2 pseudogenes are annotated in these 1,178 nt (G+C 53.4%); both read left to right on the top strand.

Annotated elements, in window-relative coordinates:
- Positions 1-18: 18 nt before the first annotated feature.
- Positions 19-249, top strand: a pseudogene (gene istB, locus BN1134_RS14735) (IS21-like element ISAs29 family helper ATPase IstB); the annotation flags it as partial.
- A gap of 657 nt (positions 250-906) precedes the next feature.
- Positions 907-1,178 (top strand): annotated as a pseudogene (locus tag BN1134_RS14725) (N-acetyltransferase family protein); the annotation flags it as partial.

The following is a 1,178-nucleotide window of genomic DNA, read 5'->3' as shown; positions in this document are numbered from 1 at the left end:
TTTGCGCGCTGATCAACAGCCGAGCAGCGCAACGCCCTGCTGGAGATCATGGATGATCGGTATGGAAAATACTCGACGGTAGTGGTCAGTCAACTACCAACGGAAGAGTGGTACGCGAGCTTGGGGGACAACACCCTGGCAGATGCGATCCTGGACCGGCTGATGCACAACGCTCACCGGCTGTCACTGAAGGGAGAATCGATGAGAAAGAGGAGAAGTGAGTTGACCCAATCTGAACAGTCGAGTTAGAAACGAGATGACATGAGCGCGTTAAGGATCAGGGTGTTCACGTTGGCCGGAATGGCTGTTCAACTTCGCCGGAATACGCAGAAGCCAGAAATCAGCATCAATCCGCCTGCCATATGCTAAGAAGCAGCGACAGCTTCCTTGATGGCAAACAAGTACCCATGTACGGAGATAGAGTAATTAATGGAATAAGCGCCCATCAGCCAGCTCAGCAGCACTTTTGCTGTTCCAATATTCTGTTTTGGCTCGCACGGGCAATTAACCATGAGCGGATGCAACAGTACGGCGAGTTGTACTGCTTGCTCACCGAGAGTCAAGGGTTAGCAGATATCTGCGCATTAATGAGGATGATGCAGCTACTGGAGCATCAGATCGGTGATTCCAGGCTAGTCATCATGAAGAAAGCCGGGCTGGAATCCAAACCCCGGGTACACATAGCTATCAGATTCCCCAATCAGGGCTGCAAATATTCCCAATCCGTTAGCCCGTGAACTTGATGCCCAACAACTCACTTAAATGTGAAGGCATCACCGTCTTTAGGGACGTTGGCCCAGGGGATTACTTGGTCACGATGTTCACCTCCATACCCGCCACATCATGGGTTAGGCGATACCTGACAAGCCTGATGTGAAACTGGCAGGATAAACACTCCAAATAGTCCTCCTGACCATGGTGCGCGCCATCTCCACACCGGATCTGCAAGATGCGGAGTTCGCCGTGCTGGTGCGCTCTGACCTCAAAGGACAGGGGCTTGGCAGAATCATGATGGAGAAGATGGTGCGCTACGCCCGTGACAAGGGGATTGGCCAGCTCTCAGGCCTCACCATGCCGAGCAATCGCGGCATGATAGCGCTGGCGCGCAAGGTGGGGTTCGAGGTCTCGGTGTCGCTGGAGGACAATCTGGTGAGCATTGTGTTGCCGCTCACGTCAGG

Source organism: Aeromonas simiae, from assembly GCF_000820125.1.
In the GTDB taxonomy this organism is placed as follows: domain Bacteria; phylum Pseudomonadota; class Gammaproteobacteria; order Enterobacterales; family Aeromonadaceae; genus Aeromonas; species Aeromonas simiae.
The sequence above is the reverse complement of the archived record's forward strand: the minus strand, read 5'-3'. Positions and strand labels throughout refer to the sequence as shown.